The organism is Endozoicomonas sp. SESOKO2 (assembly GCF_024606245.1).
Classification (GTDB): Bacteria; Pseudomonadota; Gammaproteobacteria; order Pseudomonadales; family Endozoicomonadaceae; genus Endozoicomonas_A.
The window spans coordinates 1-1,239 of record NZ_JAHHPQ010000622.1; the positions used below are offsets into that span (position 1 = coordinate 1).

Consider the following 1,239-nt stretch of genomic DNA (forward strand, 5'->3'; position numbering starts at 1 on the left):
CAACAGCATGGAGTCAATCATATGAGTGGAATCTTCCCGGGCTCGAACCTGTTCGACCAGGTCGGTGGCTCGTCGGGTCACTGCAGCGAGCTGCTGCGGATCAGGCCTGGCCAAACCGGTCAGCTGTGCCAGCAAGGCTGACTCATCCACGCTGTATTGTGGAGAAATAGCCTCCCAAAGTTTGGCTGGACTCTGCTGGATGAATTCAGGCTTAAATACGGCACTAGCCTCGAACATGCGGTGTCTCCCCCAGTCACGGCAAACGTAATCCTATGCCGTATGATCAATCTAATCGGAAAATGCCTGTGTTTTTCATACCTATTGATGATGGCATTTCCACTAAAGGCGAATTAGCAGCCTCCAATGGCTTTTGGCCAGTGCACAATCATGCACAAAATCAAACAGAATTCCCAGATCTAAAGAACAGATTTTTCAATACTCCATATGCACTTTTTTATAGGATTTCCAGGACACATATTGCGGCTCAGCAGCTGTATCCAGCAATTCATTCACTTTACCTTTTGAGTCCGGGCAGAAGTCATCACTCCTGATTCACATCAACCACCTTGCGTTTTCGATGTCTTGTCTTATGTTCCAACAGCGCCATAACATTCTTACAGACTGTCCCACATGGTTGTTGCTGGCCATCCTTCCCGATCACGGTGGCGTCACAGATTTCTTGCCCGGAGTGGCATTCGCTTTTGTGATCCGACAGGGCGCGGGCGCTCTTGAAAGCCGCCCCACATGCCCATTGCAGGCCATCTTCCCTGACTCCTAACACGTCACATATTTTTTGTTCACCGTGGAATTTGCTTTTGTGTTGCACCAGGACGCGACCATTTTTGCAGACTGTCCCGCAGGGCCACTGCTGGCCATCCTCTCCAACTACGGTCATGTCACAGTTTTTTTGCCCGGTGTGGTATCTGCTTTTATGAACCCTTAGAGATGGATTATTCTTGAAGACAAGCCCGCATGGCCGTGGCTGGCCATCGTCCCCGACCAGAGTCTCGTCACAGGTTTGTTGCCCGCTGTGGACTACTTTTTTGTGAGATGACAGAGATAGAGCATTTTTGCAGACCATCCCGCATCTCTGCTTTTTACCGTCCTCTCTGACCACATCCACGTCACAGATTTGTTGCTCGTTGTGGTCTCTTTTTTTGTGATACGACAGGGCATTAGCATTCTCACAGCCCCTCCCGCATGGCCTCGTCTGGCCACCCTCATCGATCACGAGTACGT

At 50.3% G+C, this 1,239-nt stretch carries 2 protein-coding genes; both read right to left on the reverse strand.

Going from position 1 to position 1,239, the window contains the following annotated elements:
- The coding region (locus KDK17_RS15355) for a hypothetical protein (protein WP_257288448.1) at positions 1-237 on the reverse strand (237 nt) is incomplete at its 3' end.
- Positions 238-541: 304 nt separating this feature from the next.
- On the reverse strand, positions 542-1,239 hold a 698-nt coding region (locus KDK17_RS15360), incomplete at its 5' end, for a hypothetical protein (RefSeq protein WP_257288449.1).